Here is a 14,773-nt window from a genome sequence, read left to right on the forward strand (position 1 = left end):
ATCTCCTATAGACTGCCTATTCATCTTTTTGAGCTAATGTATTCATTAATTGTTCAAGTTCATTTTTAGTACTATAAATTAGTTTTTGCTCGACAACCCGCTTAGCCATAAATTTCTGATATACTTCGGTTTCAGTTAAATCAACGGTTGCCGGGTGGTCAACCGAAATTAAAAAACCATTTTCCATTATAACAAATTTTGCATCTAAAAACATGTTAATTAACAATGATAACAATAATTCATCCATTTTTAGATATGCAGCCATGGCTTTAAATTGTTCTTTTAAATTAATTCGAGGATTATTTTGCAAAAATTTAAATAGCTGAACGTAATCAGCGTGCTCCGGTACTTTTTGCAGATAGGCCGGACGTTTGGTATAAAATAACGTCTTGACCCCTTGCATTGGTACATAAGCTAATAACTGATGCAATTCATCTAAATTGTCTGGTAAATCCACCAAAACTGTCAAAGGTAATTGTATTTCATTAAATGCATCTTCCCAAAACATACTCTGGCTGTTGGAACCAATATACCCTTTTAGTTGTTCCATAACATGCTTATTAAAGAAAAGATACGTCGCAGGTGTTTTTAAATCTTGAGTTGTTAAACGCGTGGTCCGCGCATCAATCAAGGACAGCCCTTCACCTTTTAAGTCTTGCATCAAAAATTGGTAACTCGTCGCACCTTGATAAGTATTCTTATCTAATGTTCCAGCAACGGACAGAGTTTGAAAACTACTTTGTAAAGTGGTGCTAAGAAAGCCCGCTTGCCAAGCTAAAACAGGAATCTTATTTTGCTGCACCATCCCGATAAAACGAAGATGTTTTCCAGCTGACATCGTCTTCACGTTTGTCACTTGGTCTAACTTTAATTCAAAGACCGGCTCCGGATTACCTTGGCCAAAAGGACCTAACATTTGAAGCTGCTGATACGTTTCTGCTTGGAAATCTCGACTCGTAATTGGTGCGGTGATTTCCAAAGGCTGCTTTTGTTGCGTTTGATATGTTTGCTGTGCTGCCGCATCCTTCAACCAAGTTCTCAGGGCTGACACCTGATCCTTGGCCACTGTAATTCCTGCGGCCAAAGCATGTCCACCAAAACTCACCATTTCATCTCGATGGGGATTCAAAGCCGCAAATAAATCAAATCCAGGCAGCGAACGTCCCGAGCCCTTAAAGCCTTGTTCCATCTCAGTTAAAACAAGGGTTGGTTTGCCAACTTCATGCATAACATGTGCAGCGACAATTCCCAAAATTCCCTCATTCCAATTCGACCCAGTTAATAGCAACACTGGATCATTTGCAAATTGCGTTTCAGCCTGTTGAAGCGCCACTGTTACAATCTCGTCCACTAAAGCTTTGCGCTCTTGATTCAATTGCTCCGTCTTTTGTGCTAGTTCTTTTGCTTCATGCTCATCTTCAGTTAAGAGTAACCGAACGCCCATCTGAGCATCCGCTAAACGCCCAATCGAATTTAAGCGGGGGGCAATTTGAAAGCCCACCGTTTGTGCGTCGATCTCGGTTTGATGTAAATTGACGAATAAAGCTTGCAGGCCAACACGTGGGCTTTGATTAATGTTTTTCAAACCAAGTTGAACAATTACGCGATTTTCGTCAGTTAAATCCATCACGTCTGCAATGGTTCCCAAGGCAGCCAAGTCCAACATTTCATCAGCGGGGGCATCTAATAAAGCCGATGCCACTTTAAAAGCGACTCCAGCTCCAGATAGTCCTGAAAATGGGTACGGCGTCGTTTGTGGTAGTCGGGGATGAATAATGGCTATCGCATCGGGTAATTCAGCTGGTAACTCATGGTGATCGGTCACAATCACATCAATCCCCCGTGCCATCAAAGTATCAATCGCGGTCTTCCCGCTTACGCCATTATCAACTGTAATTAACAATTGCATCCCCGCGTCAGCTAAGCGCGCATAGGTTTCTGCATTCGGCCCATATCCATCGGTAAAACGACTTGGAACATAAGCTTCCACCTCGGCCCCCATAATCTCTAAGGCGGAGGTCATAATCGCTGTCGCAGTCATCCCATCAACATCATAATCGCCATACACTACAATTTTTTCACCTTGATCAATCGCCGCAAAAATACGATCAATGGCCGTCTGCATGCCTTCAAACAAAAATGGATCATACAAATTTTCAAGGTCAGGATACAAAAAAGTTTGGACCGCTTCAGGCGTCTGATAACCCCGTTGAGCTAAAATTTGCGCCACTAATTTCGTAGCACCAAATTGCTCTTGAATCATTTGGACGGCTTCATCTTCAGGTAACGCTAAAGCCTGCCAATCAAATTTAGCATCAATCATTCTTCATCCTCGGTTTCTAACTCATCTGTAATTTTAATCGGTCCGCCATTATTTTGAGGACCCATTGGTATTTCATAAACATCAAAGTCTTGAACCACCCGGGTATTGGCAAAAAACGGTTGCGCCGTATAAGCTAATTCGTTTGCCTGGCGTCCAGGATAGCGGGCCGAGATGTGTGTCAACAACAAACGTCCAACTTGATTCCGTTGTGCTGCTTCCGCGGCTTGGATGTTAGTTGAATGATGATAAGCTCGTGCCAACTTTCCTTCGCCCTTACCATATGTGGACTCATGCACCACCACATCGGCCTCTTGAATCAGCTGATCGATAGTCGGGGTTTTACGCGTATCACCTAAAATCGTCACCACACGCCCTTTCTTCGGCGTTCCAACGACATCATGCGCAAAAATCGTCCGCCCATCGGCTAAAGTTACGTCTTCGCCACGCTTTAACTGCCCATAAATTGGTCCAGCTGGCACTTGTAAGGTTTGCAATTTATCTACTTGCAATTCACCTTCATGATTGGCCTCAGTCACACGGTACCCAAACGATAAAATCCGGTGATCTAAGGGCAAAGCTTCAACTTTAAATTTATCTTGATCAAAAATTAAGCCACCCTCCGGCTTTAATTCATGAAACCGCAAAGGATAAGTTAGATGTGTCTGTGAAACTCTTAAACTGGTCTCCACATAGCGCTTAATCCCCACTGGACCATAGATATCTAATTGTTCTTGTCCACCTTGAAAAGAACGTGATGACAATAACCCGGGTAACCCAAAGATATGATCACCATGCAAGTGGGTTATAAAAATTTTGGAAATTTTACGAGGTCGAATCGTCGAACGCAACATCTGTTGTTGTGTCCCTTCACCAGCATCAAATAACCAAACTTCATTGAGCTCTTCTAATAAGCGCAACGCAATGCTCGTCACATTCCGATAACGAGCCGGTGCCCCAGCGCCTGTCCCTAAAAATTCCAACTGCATAAATTTCTGCCAGCTTTCTTTAAATTTATTTTTTTAACGTGTCGGTTAACCCTAACCAATAAGGGATTCCAAACTTAATCGTATTTTCAGTTCCATTGATCATGCGTTGAATATTTTTTCGATGTAAATAAATCACGTAAAGCATCACAACGCCAGTTACCGTTGCCAATATTTTTTCGTCCAACCAATAAAAAATAATCGTGCTAAATAAAAAGGTTAGCATCGAACTCATTGAGACGATACTAAAAAGAAACAGTCCCGTGATAAAAACAGCAAAAGAAATAAAAAACAAACTAACAGAATAAGCTAACAAAACCCCTAAAGAAGTTGCGACCCCTTTGCCACCACGAAAATGTAACCAAGGCGAAAATGTATGCCCTAAAATTGCAAACACCCCCACCAATAAAACATAAAAATGTTGGTTAGCTGTCAAAGGGCCAAAGAGATAAACGACACTCGCCCCAGCAGTCCCTTTGAGCACATCTAAAATAAAGACCACGGTCCCTGCTTTAGTCCCTAAAATGCGAAACGTATTCGTCGTTCCGATATTGCCCGATCCTCTTTTCAACAGATCTCGATGATAAAAAACCTTGCCAATCCAATAACCAAAGGGTAATGAACCCAAAAGATAAGCCAATACAACACTAATTCCTAGTTCATATAATTGCATATACATTTTACTCCATTAATTATCCGTGCTAAGCACCATTTCTAATCATTTTTTAACAAATTAATTTGAAGTGCCATTCTTGAAATGCTGCGCTCTTTTGCAATAAAAGTTCTTTTTCAACTTTAATTTATTTAATTTTTGCAATAATCATGCATCATCCATTATACCAAAAATCACCAACTTAAAAAAGCAACCATTCTGCAACTTATTAAGTAGACAAATCCATAAAATGAAAGTACTAACGCCTAGGAAAAAATAAAAAAAGGCCTACGTTAAAGTCGTTGGCCTTGTATTTTAATTAGTAAAAAACTCCGCTTTGACTGCCTCGTTGTAAAATGGCGTTCAATTGCGGATTCTGTTGCAATAAATCCGTCAAATTCGGCCAGGTATGCTTTTGATATAAAACCGCCCCCAACGAACCAATTAATGGCATAATCGCTTCTGGATTACCGGGAACGGTTTGCGTAACATCTAATGCTTCCTGATATGAAGTTGTGTTCAAAAAGACCCACACTAGGGCTTCTAAACTTTGGACCACATATCCTGTCACGTTTAAATCATCTTTGGATTGATTCATAAAATCCGGTGTATTTAAATTATCAAATTCGCTTAAGAAGGGCATGAAGATAGCGTGTTCTGCGTAATATTCATAAGTAATTCCGATGGCGCGATCCAATGCATTTAAAAAGTCAAACCCATCTAGAATTTGACCGACCAAAATGGCATAAAAGCCAATTCCCATCAAACCACGGGGATGATTATGTGTCAACCCAGCCACTTGATGCAAAATTAGCATCGCAGCTTCATCATTAATAAAGTCAGAACCATACTTTGTATAAACATAGAAAATAACAGGCATCATTCGCGTTAAAGCACCGCTACCATTGTCATCATCAGCAATTCCACCAGAACTAAAAGGGTCTTGTGCTTGTGCAAAGCGTTCCAACGCTTGTTGCGTAGTCCGCCCAATATGGCGTACCTCACCATCAGCGGTATATGCTCCATTTTGTGCCCAGCGTTCAAAACTATTCATTATGTCATTTAAATTGTAATTTAATGACATTGCATCAATCGTTGCTAACGTCAGAGCACATTCACTTCCCCAGATGGTTGTATCAAGTCCTCGCAACTTAGCTGCTTGAATATCCCCGTCAAATAAGCCTAGAGTACTGTTGATGAACGGATTATTCGGTAAGTCCATATTTATTTCCACCCTTTCCATTCTGGCATTGTAACATTATTGCAACCTATTTGGCAAATTTATTAAATTTCCGTTATAATAGGGCTATTGAATAATAAAGGAGTACATTATGGCGCACGAATCAAATAATCTTTTTCCAATTACTCTACTACGGGACCGGCTACTACCAGACCTTTTCACCGACGATTTAAGTGATATTTCTTACTGGGCCGGCAAAAGTCTTGCTCGTGAAATGCCATTAAAAGGAATCAATGCCATTATTGATTTTTTCGCCAGTGCCGGCTTTGGGACCCTAGATATTGAACAACAAAAAGAAACTTCACAAAAATGGTCTTTAACTGGTGACATTGTCGAAACCCGTCTCTTTGACCAAGACACCCCCGATTTTTACTTAGAAGCTGGCTTTTTAGCTCAGCAAATTGAGCAACAAATCGATGCGAGCGCGGAAGCTGAAGTTGAATTTGATAAAAACAAAATTAACTTCAACGTCCTCACCGCTGATTCCGCCAAAGATTTAATGGAATAATTGCATTTATAAGCCCGGGCATTTCGCATGCGCCGCTTTTTATACCATCAAATCCACCCATCCATCATCAAAAAAGGGTATTACCTCAGTCAGAAGTGATACCCTTTTAATTATTTAGTTTTATAGTAGATATTTGGCATCAAATTCAGGATCTTGTGATGTTAAAATCTTCGGTCCGTCATTAGTGATCGCCACCACATGTTCATACTGAGCCGACCATGAACCGTCAGCCGTTGTCACCGTCCAACCATCTTCAGTTGACGTTTCAACTTCATAGCCACCCATATTAACCATGGGTTCAATCGTAATGGTCATTCCAGGCTTCAAACGCAATCCACGTCCAGCTACTCCATAATGGGGAACAGCTGGCTCTTCATGCATCGTAGGACCAATTCCATGTCCAATATAATCCCGGACATTTCCATAACCATTTTGATTTTCCACGAAATCATTAATTACCGCCCCAATATCACCTAACCGATTGCCAACTTGGGCTTGGTCAATTCCTAAATATAAAGCTTCATGGGTTACATCCATCAAACGTTGCACTTCTGGTGAAACATTCCCAACAGCATAACTCCAAGCCGAATCAGAATAGGCGCCATCCAAATCTACCACTGTGTCAACTTTCACCAAATCACCATCTTTTAAAATGAGATCCTTACGTGGGAAAGCATGGGCCACTTCATTATTCACCGAAATCGTCGTCGCATATTTAAAGCCTTCAAACCCAATTTGAGCAGCCCGGCCACCGTGACCTTCAATATAATTACGTCCAAATTCTTCAATGGCCCAAGTTGACACCCCCGGCTTAATAATTTTACGTAATTCTTGGTGCATCCCGGCGATGATTTCTCCCGACTTCTCCATGGCAGCTAATTCGCGGTCTGATTTAAGTGTTATCATTTTATTCCTCCAAATTTATCTTAAATACCATTATAACGCTATTTAAAAGCTTGCCAAGTCCTTTATTTTGATTCTTGATCCTGAGCTAAAAGCTTTTGGCAGTCCGGGCACAACCCCCGCACTTCAACTTGATAAGATGAAATTTGAAAGCCTGTCGCCGCTTGTGCCAATTGTGATAAATCTTGCATCGCAAAATTATCTGCATCGACAATTTTACCGCAATTCGTACAGATTACGTGATAATGTGGTGTCCCAAACCAATCGTAATGCATTTTACCGTCCATATTATTATCGATTGCTAAGACTAAATGCGCGGAAACCAAGGCCTCCAAAGTATTGTAGACCGTTGCTCGACTAATCGAACACCCCGCTGCATTTAAATCGTTATAGATAGCATCTGCGGTTGGATGTTTTGGAAACATTTTATTTTCGACCAAATACTTAATGATCGTCGAACGTTGCGCGGTCAACTTAAATCCCGCCTGACGTAACTGCTCCAACGCCTTTTCAACTCGTCTACTCATCCGATACCTCCCATCTAACATTCAATTAACATTGATGCTTAAAATAATAAACCAATTCCGTAATGAATCAGAATTGTCACTAACCCAATTATAACATTACGCACAACTGCTTTTTTCACAAAGCCATGCCCCAAAATTGCACTGGCCCCTCCAATTAAGGCGGAAGCAACAGCAGTAGCGAGCACCGCTACCCACATACCTAGATGACCATGAATTAGCGTCATCACAATCAGTGGGATCGCACCTCCTAAAGCGGCACAAATCATTGAAGATAATGCAGCAGCCCAAGGATTAACATAATGCCCCAATTGGACATCATACTTAGTGGCTAAAATGGCTTGTAGTGGATTCGTCTGCATCAATTGATCCGCAATTTGATCCGCAGTCGCACGCGTCACTCCACGTTCCTGATAGAACTGACTAAGATCATCCCAAACAGCAACAGCATCCGTCTGTATGCGTTGAGCTTCTTGTTGTACCACGACTTTTTCCGCATCGGATTGTGAACTGACCGACGCATATTCACCGGAAGCCATTGAGAGCGCGCAGGCTAAAAGATCAGCTAAGCCAGCAATAAAAATCGTAAATGCATTATTGGTGGCGGCTCCAACTGAAAAGAGCACGCCTACGACAGTTAAGACACCATCATTAGCCCCTAAAACACCGGCACGAACCACATTCAAGCGCTCTTCCATCGTTAACTTTTCCGATTGTTTAGGTCCTTTTTGCAGTAATTGTTGATCTGTTGTTGATAATTCCATCTTAACGTCCTCCAATCAAAGCGCCAATTCCAAAGGTCACCAACATTGTAAAGATTCCAGCAACAACATTGCGCAGAGTGGCCATTTTAGTATTGGCTCCCGATTGCTTGGCAGCGCTATAACCAGTAAGCGCTAACGCCACGGCGACCGTAATCCCTGTCACAATAATGTTCCAATGCTGACTACTAGGGAATAAAGTGATTGCTAACATCGGTAAGAGCGCCCCTAAAGGAAATGAAATCATCGAAGCTAAACTAGCCGACAAAGCGCTAACTTCTTGATGTAAAGTAAACCCGTAACGCTCGCGCACCATGGTTCCTAAGGCATCCCCCGCCATCATTTCTTGCGCTGCTTGCAACGCTAAGCTTTCAGAGATCCCCGGCCCCAAATATTTTTGCTGGACAAAAGCTAATTCGCCCGCATAATCTTCATCCAGACGATGCGATTCTTCAGCTTCCGCCTTTTTTTGCGCATCATTTTGTGAATGCACCGAAACATATTCACCCATCGCCATTGATACCGTTCCTGCTAACGTTCCCGCAAAACCGGCAATAAAAATTGCGAAGGTGTTCGTGCTCGCACCGGCTACCCCTATCACAATTCCAGAAACCGATAAGATGCCATCATTAGCGCCCATCACAGCCGCCCGCACAATATTATTTCGTTGCGCTAAAGTTTGCTTTAACTTTTCTTCTTTTTGTCCCATACTAACTCTGCAGACCTACCTTTTTTAGATTGATTCTAAACAAACATTAGTATAACAAACCCATGCTTGATATTCAACGCTAATTCATGATGCTTGAGAGCTTGAAACTTTCTTAAATTCAAAAAAAGATTACCTTCCCTAAGTCCAAACTGGCACTCGAGAAAAGTAATCTTTCTTTAATCTTTAATTTTTCACGCTGTTATTCTTCACCTTCGTCAATATCTAAATCAATATCATCGACTTCCGTTTCAGCTGGCTTAGCTTCTTCGTCTTCATCCGTTGACACGGTAAGCTCCGCATCAGCATCTAATTCAACTGGTGCATCCAAGTAGGACTTTCGAACCAAATCAAAGATCTCGTCATAAACAGCCTTGTTTTCAGGGTCATTCAGCCAGTTCATAACATTAACTTTTCCTTGACCAATTTTGGTACCATTATAAGAGAACCATGAACCGGCTTTCTTAATAATATCCTTATCCACCGCTAAATCAATCAACTCACCAGTCTTGGAAATTCCCTTTCCAAACATAATCTCAATTTCAACTTCGCGGAAAGGTGGCGCCACCTTGTTTTTGACCACCTTGATGTGGGTCGTATTACCCACCTTAACCTTGTCTTCATCCTTGCTACCCTTACCAGAATCAATGCTTCCACGCCGCCGCACGTCTAGTCGTACCGTTGAATAGAATTTCAAAGCACGTCCGCCCGGCGTTGTCTCAGGATTTCCAAACATCACCCCAATCTTTTCTCGCAATTGATTAATGAAAATAACTGTCGTTCCCATTTTCAAAATGGCTCCTGACAATTTACGCAAGGCCGATGACATCATTCGTGCTTGTAAACCAACGGTCGTATCACCAATCGCCCCGTCAATTTCGGCCTTAGGAGTTAATGCAGCAACCGAATCAATGACAATTAAGTCCACTGCTCCTGATTTGATCAATTCTTCAGCAATTGAGAGCCCTTGCTCACCAGTATCTGGCTGAGACAAAAGCAAATCATCAACTTTAACGCCCAAATTCCGGGCATATTCGACATCCATGGCATTTTCCGCGTCAACATACGCGACCGTTCCCCCCTCAGCTTGTACTTCAGCTGCGGCATGTAATGCCAAAGTCGTCTTACCTGATGATTCAGGTCCATAAATTTCGATAATTCGTCCCTTTGGATAACCACCGATTCCCAAAGCAATATCTAACTTCAAAGATCCCGTTGAAAATGATTCCACTTTCGTAAATTTTGAATCACCCATCCGAATCACGGATCCTTTTCCAAAATTCTTTTCAATTTTCTTTAATGCATCATCTAATGCTTTTTTACGGGCTTTAGGTTCTGTAATTTTTCCTTCTAGCTTTTTTGAAGGATTAATGTTCTTTCCTGACGTTGCCATAAATTTATAGCCTCCGTTTTTTTGTTATTACATTAAGTATAACCTAATTGTTTTCGTTTGTAACTACTTTATTTAATTCACTTAAGACCCAAGCTGCCCCAGCTTGAACAGCCGCCATTCTGACTGTGTCACGAGTGCCTTTAAAATTAAATTGGCGTGCTAAAACCTGATTTTTGGGGGCAGCTACTCCAATCCAAACCTCTCCTGCAAGATGTCCTTCCAGCGCATCGGGGCCCGCCACTCCTGTAAAACTAATCGCCCAATCCGTTGATAACTGCTGCTGAGCTCCTTTGGCCATGGCCTTAGCAACTTCGGCCGAGACAACTCCATATTCTTGAATCAAAGGCGCTGGCACCCCAACTAATTGCGTTTTAGCCTCCGGACTATACGTCACAAACGCGCCTGGCAAAACCTTTGAAATTCCTGGCACCTGCGTCAAGGAACTACTAAAAAGGCCGCCCGTCAAACTTTCCGCTGACGTTAACGTTTGTCCTACTTGAATTAATTTTTTACCTAATTGTTGCACTTTTTCCATTACATACCTCAATTCTAATCACTCGACGCCAAAATACCAGCCAAGGCATCCCACTCTATTTATTAAGAACCCTTCCTGAGTTCAAAGGAAAAAAAAGATACCATTGATGCCAATGATACCTTTTATAATCTATTTAAATCCATCCGCAAACACAAAGCGAGCCTTTACAAAATAATCAATTCCTGAATAAATCGTGAAGAACAACGCAATTCCCAGCATAATTTCCGCAAAAGGAATTCCAAAACTTCGGAAAATGATATTATGCAAAAGGTAAAAGGTGATGGCGAGCATCTGCGTGGATGTCTTAATCTTACCAGGCATCGCAGCCGCCATTACAGTCCCATTATTTTCAACAATTAATGTCCGTAATCCAGTCACCGCTAACTCCCGAATGACAATCAATGCAACCACCCAAGCTGGAACCCATTGAAATTGAACAAAGAACACCAATGCAGTCATCACTAATAACTTGTCTGCAAGGGGATCAGCAAATTTACCAAAGTTAGTCACCAAATGTTGACGCCGAGCAATTTGACCATCCGCAGTATCAGTTAACGAAGCCACCACAAAGATAATTGTTGCAATTAGATGCGTCGTGGGCAATTGCGCATCGCCGCCCCAAATATTAGTCGGTAACATTAAAACAATGGCAAAAATAGGAATTAAGATAATCCGAAAAACGGTTAATTTATTTGGTAAATTCATAGTATCGACCTATTAATGTTGGCTTGAAGCAACTGGGGCTTGAGCGGACGTAATGTTCAAAACTGCTTGCCAAACGAAACCGGTATTATTTAACTTCACATCTTCACCATTGAATTGTAACTTCAAATTATTAGCATTTCCGATTTGAACACTAACCCCGGTGACGGTATTGTCAACGACAATCTCCTTAGTCTCATTGGCGTGCACTGTTCCAGAATACAAAACTGCCCCCGTATTTGACTTAATTTGATTCCATGAATCACCATTCGTACCAACCAAAGTTAACTTACGCTCACCTTCTGCTGGGACTTTAACCGCAATGGTTGAGACATTTCCAACCACCGCTGGCGCTCCAATTTCTGTCTTAGTCTCTTGCTTGCTGCTAGAACTACTCTTTTCCGCTGAGCTTTCCTTTGAAGAACTCTTTGAAACTATAGAGCTACTTACAGATACATTTGAATTTTCCGAAGTATCCTTTGAATGTCCGGCAAAATTAGCTACCAAAGCCCAAATGACAACTACAATTGCAATAGCTGCCACACCCATGATTACCTTAGGCAACATGTTATTGGCTTGTTTAACCCGCTTAGCTTCATCCTGACGCATCCCTGCACGTGAAACGTTCTCACCAGCATTAATCCGCATCGCACTCTGATCAACAACTGGCTTAGTTTCGTCAGCTGGTATTTTCGTATCCAAGGCATGTCGCTCTAACAAATCCTCAGCATCTAAGCCAACTACAGCTGCATATTGACGAGTAAAAGCACGTTCATAGAAACTTCCGGGCAATTGATCGAATTGATCATTTTCAATTGCCTGTAAATAACGCTTTTGAATTTTTGTCTGGGCTTGAATGTCATCAAGCGACAAACCTTTTGCAATCCGGGCCGCTTGTAACTCTTCGCCGATTCCTTTTTGTTCGATATCTGCCATTTTAACAATTCCTTTACTAAATGATTTCTAAGTATAATTTTACCATAACTTACTCGTAATAAATCAATTCTTCTTTGAATTATTCTGGATGAACTGTCACGCTTACTGGCGCACTTACAGACACTTTTGCAATAATTTCACTAATTTCTGCGCTGGTCAACGTATTTAAAATTTCAATTTCGTCCCATAAGAAAGCATCCTCAAAGGTTGGTCCTTCAAAGCGAGTGGCAATTTCATCAAGTGAATTCAAGCGGCTGATATAACGACCCAACTGTTCTGATTTCACAAGCTCTAAGCCATCCGCTAAGTTCAAAAATTCAGTCTGTAAATGTTGCAAAACACTTTTAATTTCTGAAATTAAAGTTTCTGGCTCTGGTGTTTCACCTAATAATAACAAATGGGCCGCTCCCCGCTCCATCGTCAATTCAGTGCTAAACCCATCGTCAATCAAACCTTGGTCATACCAATCCAAATAACGAGCTGAGTGTTCACTAAATACTAGGTCCAAAGCTAGATTATAAGCTAGACTAATTTTTAATCCTAAACGCCCCCCTGGCACCGCTTGTTGCTCAAACAACCGCTGACCAACGGCAATTTTATTCCTTAACGTCGCACCTTCCAATTCCAACGACATTGCAGGTAACGGCATTTGCGTAAATTGCTGGGCTTCCACCGTTGTGCCATGTTGACTAGCTGAACGTTGACCCAACGGCGACTGTTCGATTACTTCCAAGACCTGGTCTTGATCAAAGTTACCAGTTACGAACAGTTCCATATTGTCAGGTCGATAATGTCGTGTGTAAGCTCGATTTAATACTGCAGGAGTAATCGCAGCAATACTCGTCGTGGTCCCGCCAATATCAATGCCGAGCGCATCGTTAGGATAAAGGGCCCCCAAAATATTTTGGTACAATTGCGCTCCCGCATCGTCTTCATACATTTTAATTTCTTGTTGAATGATTCGTTGCTCTCGTTCCACTGAAGTAGCTTGAAAATATGGTTCTTGCGTAAAAGTTAAAAGCTCCGCTAAGCTTCGGTAATCCTTTGCCGGGGCAATCGTAAAATAACTTGTCTGGGTCATAGCTGTAAAAGCGTTGACTGTATCTCCCCAACCACTAATTTTATCTAAAGCATCATACCCTGGTTGTTGAAAAAGCTGATGTTCAATAAAATGGGCCGTCCCAAAAGGTTCGTCCGTCCATGTGTTTTGATCGCGCGCACCATAATTTACAGTTAATAAACCTGCTAATTGATGGTATTGCGGACGGGGACTCAAATGTACCTTTACCCCATTAGTCAATTGAAAAGATTGAAGGGTTGGCATTAAATTATTCATCATTCTCATTTGCTCCAATCAATTGCACTTCACTCGCTAATTCAACTAATTGCGCGACGTGTAAAATATCTTCCGGTGTTACGGACAAAATGGCTTCCATCCAAGCTTGTTCATCCAAATTCCAACCACTGACAGATCCTGCCACTTCACGCTCAACTTGATTTTGCGGTTGATCTTTAGCAATCACGAAATCATGCATTAAAGCTTGTTTACTCTGCTCCAGCTCTGCTTTTGAAACCAACTCGGTCTGCAAAACGTGCAACGTTGTTTGAATTAATTGCTGCGTGGCGGGCAATTTTTCGCCATCCACCCCGGCTACCACCATGAGTAATTGATTATATGGATTATAATCGGAATAAATTGTATAAGCCAATCCAGCCTTTTCGCGCACCTCTTGAAATAAGCGGGCATTGCCAGCTCCACCCCATAACGCATTAAACACATAACCCGCAAAGCGCATTGAAGCTGGTAAAGGTAAATGATAACTTTGCGTTAATTGACTTTGTTTTGCTGGATGTTGAATTGTGAGCTTTTGATGCTTAAAGGCATCTTGCGTCTGCGGTTGCTCTACTAAACGCGGACGAGGGGCAAACATATCCAATTGCGCTAACTGTTGCTTGACCACCACTGGATCAACATCACCTAAAATCACAATTTCAATAGGATCATTTTGCCATGTTTGCATCCAAGCTTGCCACGCTTGCTGCGGTGTCACTTGCGCTAAAGCTGCCATTGTATTATAGGTTGGCAAGCCTAATGTTGGATCCGCAAAATTAATATTCAGGAGTTGCTGTACTGCTTGATACTCATAGTCTTCATCCCAACTGGCAACTTCATCTTGGGCCATATTTTTTTGATGCTCAAAAATAGTGCCATCATAACCATTTTCTACATCTCCCAAAGGCGCTGCAATAAGTTGCTGAATAAATTGTAACCCCTCAGCAAATAAAGCCGCATGTGGCGTCGCAAACTTATCATTGACTAATTCCATTGAAATCCGCAATAAGCTTAGTCGCCCCATGTTAATGAGGCCGATATTTAAGCTCGCGCCATATAAACGCTGTAAGGCTTCCATAAAGGAGCGTTGCGTTGGATACTGAGCGCTTACCGTCTCGGCCATTTGACTCGCCATAAACCGCGGCGCTAAAGTTGGGGCCTGCTTTTTTTGGATCGCATTAATTTGAATCTGCGTAGTGGTGAATTGTTGCGTCGAAATAACTGTTAAATTAATTCCGGTTTGTAATTCAAATTTAACTGCTTGCATTTGTTTT

The 14,773-nt window shown here is 41.8% G+C and carries 15 protein-coding genes; 1 reads left to right on the forward strand and 14 read right to left on the reverse strand.

The window, feature by feature from the left end:
* Positions 1-16: 16 nt before the first annotated feature.
* The 4 genes from recJ to IV73_RS04225 form a co-directional block, all read right to left on the reverse strand.
* Positions 17-2,323, reverse strand: a complete 2,307-nt coding sequence (gene recJ, locus IV73_RS04210) for a single-stranded-DNA-specific exonuclease RecJ (protein ID WP_057755333.1) — start codon at positions 2,321-2,323, stop codon at positions 17-19.
* Positions 2,320-3,309 carry a ribonuclease Z gene (rnz, locus tag IV73_RS04215; RefSeq protein WP_057755334.1) on the reverse strand — a complete coding sequence of 330 codons (990 nt, stop codon included), beginning with the start codon at positions 3,307-3,309 and terminating at the stop codon, positions 2,320-2,322. Before rnz ends, recJ begins: the two co-directional genes overlap by 4 nt.
* Before the next feature lie 25 nt (positions 3,310-3,334).
* Positions 3,335-3,979, reverse strand: coding sequence for a glycerol-3-phosphate 1-O-acyltransferase PlsY (gene plsY, locus IV73_RS04220; RefSeq protein ID WP_157049539.1), 645 nt, complete (start codon positions 3,977-3,979; stop codon positions 3,335-3,337).
* Between the two features lie 298 nt (positions 3,980-4,277).
* Positions 4,278-5,180 (reverse strand): ADP-ribosylglycohydrolase family protein, encoded by a 903-nt coding sequence (locus tag IV73_RS04225; protein WP_057755337.1) that lies wholly within the window; start codon positions 5,178-5,180, stop codon positions 4,278-4,280.
* Between the two features lie 109 nt (positions 5,181-5,289).
* Here IV73_RS04225 and IV73_RS04230 point away from each other — a divergent pair, with 109 nt between their 5' ends.
* On the forward strand, positions 5,290-5,706 hold the full coding sequence (locus tag IV73_RS04230; RefSeq protein WP_057755339.1) for a DUF2507 domain-containing protein: 417 nt from the start codon (positions 5,290-5,292) through the stop codon (positions 5,704-5,706).
* Positions 5,707-5,826: 120 nt separating this feature from the next.
* Here IV73_RS04230 and map read toward each other — a convergent pair whose 3' ends face one another.
* The 10 genes from map to IV73_RS04280 form a co-directional block, all read right to left on the reverse strand.
* A complete protein-coding gene (gene map, locus IV73_RS04235) occupies positions 5,827-6,612 on the reverse strand; it encodes a type I methionyl aminopeptidase (protein ID WP_057755342.1) in 786 nt (261 codons plus the stop codon).
* A gap of 62 nt (positions 6,613-6,674) precedes the next feature.
* Positions 6,675-7,136 (reverse strand): Fur family transcriptional regulator, encoded by a 462-nt coding sequence (locus IV73_RS04240; protein WP_057755345.1) that lies wholly within the window; start codon positions 7,134-7,136, stop codon positions 6,675-6,677.
* A 38-nt stretch (positions 7,137-7,174) separates the two neighbouring features.
* Positions 7,175-7,897 carry a VIT1/CCC1 transporter family protein gene (locus IV73_RS04245; RefSeq protein ID WP_057755348.1) on the reverse strand — a complete coding sequence of 241 codons (723 nt, stop codon included), beginning with the start codon at positions 7,895-7,897 and terminating at the stop codon, positions 7,175-7,177.
* Between the two features lies 1 nt (position 7,898).
* On the reverse strand, positions 7,899-8,603 hold the full coding sequence (locus IV73_RS04250; RefSeq protein WP_057755350.1) for a VIT1/CCC1 transporter family protein: 705 nt from the start codon (positions 8,601-8,603) through the stop codon (positions 7,899-7,901).
* Between the two features lie 199 nt (positions 8,604-8,802).
* The gene (gene recA / locus IV73_RS04255; RefSeq protein WP_057755358.1) at positions 8,803-9,993 is read right to left on the reverse strand and encodes a recombinase RecA; all 1,191 of its coding nucleotides are present in this window, start codon (positions 9,991-9,993) and stop codon (positions 8,803-8,805) included.
* A 43-nt stretch (positions 9,994-10,036) separates the two neighbouring features.
* Positions 10,037-10,528 carry a CinA family protein gene (locus IV73_RS04260; protein ID WP_057755360.1) on the reverse strand — a complete coding sequence of 164 codons (492 nt, stop codon included), beginning with the start codon at positions 10,526-10,528 and terminating at the stop codon, positions 10,037-10,039.
* A gap of 129 nt (positions 10,529-10,657) precedes the next feature.
* Positions 10,658-11,233 carry a CDP-diacylglycerol--glycerol-3-phosphate 3-phosphatidyltransferase gene (gene pgsA / locus IV73_RS04265; RefSeq protein WP_057755361.1) on the reverse strand — a complete coding sequence of 192 codons (576 nt, stop codon included), beginning with the start codon at positions 11,231-11,233 and terminating at the stop codon, positions 10,658-10,660.
* 12 nt (positions 11,234-11,245) lie between these two features.
* Positions 11,246-12,166: a helix-turn-helix domain-containing protein gene (locus tag IV73_RS04270; protein WP_057755363.1), complete on the reverse strand. Its 921-nt coding sequence runs from the start codon at positions 12,164-12,166 to the stop codon at positions 11,246-11,248.
* Between the two features lie 79 nt (positions 12,167-12,245).
* On the reverse strand, positions 12,246-13,505 hold the full coding sequence (gene yfmH, locus IV73_RS04275) for an EF-P 5-aminopentanol modification-associated protein YfmH (RefSeq protein WP_162258963.1): 1,260 nt from the start codon (positions 13,503-13,505) through the stop codon (positions 12,246-12,248).
* A complete protein-coding gene (locus IV73_RS04280) occupies positions 13,495-14,766 on the reverse strand; it encodes a M16 family metallopeptidase (protein WP_057755365.1) in 1,272 nt (423 codons plus the stop codon). Before IV73_RS04280 ends, yfmH begins: the two co-directional genes overlap by 11 nt.
* Positions 14,767-14,773 lie beyond the last annotated feature (7 nt).

Origin of the sequence: Weissella kandleri (assembly GCF_001438705.1) — a bacterium.
Taxonomy (GTDB): Bacteria; Bacillota; Bacilli; order Lactobacillales; family Lactobacillaceae; genus Weissella; species Weissella kandleri.

What these genes read in the sequence shown, in the direction of transcription:
- IV73_RS04250 (WP_057755350.1), bottom strand. Translation starts at nt 8,603, where the DNA reads ATGGGACAAAAAGAAGAAAAGTTAAAGCAAACTTTAGCGCAACGAAAT.
- rnz (WP_057755334.1), bottom strand. Translation starts at nt 3,309, where the DNA reads ATGCAGTTGGAATTTTTAGGGACAGGCGCTGGGGCACCGGCTCGTTAT.
- IV73_RS04280 (WP_057755365.1), bottom strand. Translation starts at nt 14,766, where the DNA reads ATGCAAGCAGTTAAATTTGAATTACAAACCGGAATTAATTTAACAGTT.
- IV73_RS04240 (WP_057755345.1), bottom strand. Translation starts at nt 7,136, where the DNA reads ATGAGTAGACGAGTTGAAAAGGCGTTGGAGCAGTTACGTCAGGCGGGA.
- map (WP_057755342.1), bottom strand. Translation starts at nt 6,612, where the DNA reads ATGATAACACTTAAATCAGACCGCGAATTAGCTGCCATGGAGAAGTCG.
- IV73_RS04230 (WP_057755339.1), top strand. Translation starts at nt 5,290, where the DNA reads ATGGCGCACGAATCAAATAATCTTTTTCCAATTACTCTACTACGGGAC.
- IV73_RS04225 (WP_057755337.1), bottom strand. Translation starts at nt 5,180, where the DNA reads ATGGACTTACCGAATAATCCGTTCATCAACAGTACTCTAGGCTTATTT.
- recA (WP_057755358.1), bottom strand. Translation starts at nt 9,993, where the DNA reads ATGGCAACGTCAGGAAAGAACATTAATCCTTCAAAAAAGCTAGAAGGA.
- plsY (WP_157049539.1), bottom strand. Translation starts at nt 3,979, where the DNA reads ATGCAATTATATGAACTAGGAATTAGTGTTGTATTGGCTTATCTTTTG.
- IV73_RS04270 (WP_057755363.1), bottom strand. Translation starts at nt 12,166, where the DNA reads ATGGCAGATATCGAACAAAAAGGAATCGGCGAAGAGTTACAAGCGGCC.
- IV73_RS04260 (WP_057755360.1), bottom strand. Translation starts at nt 10,528, where the DNA reads ATGGAAAAAGTGCAACAATTAGGTAAAAAATTAATTCAAGTAGGACAA.
- yfmH (WP_162258963.1), bottom strand. Translation starts at nt 13,505, where the DNA reads ATGATGAATAATTTAATGCCAACCCTTCAATCTTTTCAATTGACTAAT.
- pgsA (WP_057755361.1), bottom strand. Translation starts at nt 11,233, where the DNA reads ATGAATTTACCAAATAAATTAACCGTTTTTCGGATTATCTTAATTCCT.
- recJ (WP_057755333.1), bottom strand. Translation starts at nt 2,323, where the DNA reads ATGATTGATGCTAAATTTGATTGGCAGGCTTTAGCGTTACCTGAAGAT.
- IV73_RS04245 (WP_057755348.1), bottom strand. Translation starts at nt 7,897, where the DNA reads ATGGAATTATCAACAACAGATCAACAATTACTGCAAAAAGGACCTAAA.